This is a genomic window from Brevibacterium sp. XM4083 (assembly GCF_006489205.2).
In the GTDB taxonomy this organism is placed as follows: domain Bacteria; phylum Actinomycetota; class Actinomycetes; order Actinomycetales; family Brevibacteriaceae; genus Brevibacterium.
The window spans coordinates 1-1,947 of sequence record NZ_VFYR02000012.1; the positions used below are offsets into that span (position 1 = coordinate 1).

The window sequence follows — 1,947 nt, forward strand, 5'->3', positions numbered from 1 at the left end:
AGCGTCCGCGCTTGCGTTGCGACACCTCAGATCGCCGACCAGTCAAAGGCAGGTTGCGGTGTCGTGATCGCTATGCCAGTTCACCCTGTTCAGGCGAGTACCGTTCTCCGGTGACTTCTGCCACCGGCACGTTTTGCCGGGCGCGTAGCCTGACTTGGACCTCTCTTAGTGTGTTTTGAATGCCCCGAGTATTTCGGCGACTTCGGCCGGGATTTCTGGTTTCGCGAGGAGCTCATGCCCGTTGATATTCACCGTGACCTCGCGCAGCGGACGTAGCAGTTGCACGAACTTCTTGATCGACACCCCAGTCACTGTCTGAATGTGCCGAGCGACCGCGAGGGCACAAAACACAACCGTGAGGTGCGCTTCGATGCTGTCGCGGGTGTGCGCAAAGATCGGCCGGGCACATAGGTCGCTTTTCGACATGCGGAAAGACTGCTCAACGTGCCAGAGATCGTGATAAGCAGCGATCACACCGGCACCATCAAGCCGTTCGATCGACATGTTCGTCACGTAACCTTTGAGCCCAGCGACTTGCTGCGCCCGCTCGTACGAGGCCTCATCGAAGGATTTCTTCCCGCCGTTGGTTTTCACGAACCTGGCTTTGTGGACGGGCTTTTCGCCCGCGATCTGCGCAAGGGCACGGTTACGTTGCTGGTTCAGGGTCTGGTTATCGCGCACGAACCGTTTCCGGGACCATTGATACACCGCCCGCCATTTGGTGCGCTGCTGCCCGAGGGTGGTGATGGTTTCAGTGATCTCTCCATCGGTGAATGCGTCACCACGACGGGTGAACCGTTCCGCAAGATCGAGTGGTGCTTTCGCGGAGCGGGATCCGACGATGAATTTGTAGCCGGCGTCTTCGAGGTCGAGGAGGTTCTTGTTGGAGAGCATGCCGGCGTCGGCGACCACGACAATGTCATCGAGTTCATGCCGTTCTTGGAACTGTCGCAAGATGGGCACGATGGTGCGGGTTTCGGCGTGATTGCCTTCGAAGCACCCAATTTCCAGGGGATACCCGTACTGGTCGACGAGGAGGCCGACCACGATTTGTGGGTCGACGCGGCGTTCTTTGGAGAACCCGACTTTGCGCAGCTCGTCTTCGTATTCCGCTTCAAAATATAAGGTCGTCACGTCGTAGAGGACCAGTGCAAGCCCACCGGCGGCTGCAGCGTATTCGAAACAGGCTTCCGAGGCGGTGTCGCGGTAATCACGTTGCTGTATCCGTGCCAGGCAGCGTTTGATCGTCGACAGGTGTACTGGGGTGATGCCGAGGTCGTCGAGGACCCTGCCGGTGCCGGTTTTCGACGTTGGTTCCACGATCCGGGCGAGGACGAGTTGTTCGAACGCGTCGTCCTTGATGCGCGCGAATCCGCAGGCCCGGTACGCCTGCTGCAGGCAATCCCACAGCAAACGTGAGGCATGACCCGCAACGACAGCACCGTCGGCGCGCGATCCACTAGATCCCTGATCGGGTGGGGTTTCTGGGGCGAGGTCGAGGTCGAATTCGCCTTGGCCAGGATCGAGTCGTTGGCGCGCGATTTCCAACAGCACCGCGAGTTCTTGGTCGGTGTGAGCGGACCCGAGGTGCTTGATGATTTTGTCGCGTCCGTCCACACGGCGAGCGAGTTGGACCGCGGTCGCGCCGGACGCGGTCTTCACTTTCCGGATGAACGGGGACATACCAGCGAGAATACCCGCCGGTTTAGTGTGTCAAAATCCGCAGAAATAGGAGTGACTTCCGCGTGTTTATGCGGAAGTCACTCCCTGACTCCTAAACAGAGGTCCAAGTCAGGGCCCCCCCCACAGGCCCATAGATCTCATGCTCCCCACACGACTGAGCTCGTTCGTAGCGTCCGCGCTTGCGTTGCGACACCTCAGATCGCCGACCAGTCAAAGGCAGGTTGCGGTGTCGTGATCGCTATGCCAGTTCACCCTGTTCAGGCG

Annotated in this window: 1 protein-coding gene; it reads right to left on the reverse strand. The window is 59.5% G+C overall.

What is annotated here, in order from left to right:
* Positions 1-165 precede the first annotated feature (165 nt).
* The gene (locus tag FJ887_RS18200; protein WP_085603620.1) at positions 166-1,683 is read right to left on the reverse strand and encodes an IS1634 family transposase; all 1,518 of its coding nucleotides are present in this window, start codon (positions 1,681-1,683) and stop codon (positions 166-168) included.
* Positions 1,684-1,947 lie beyond the last annotated feature (264 nt).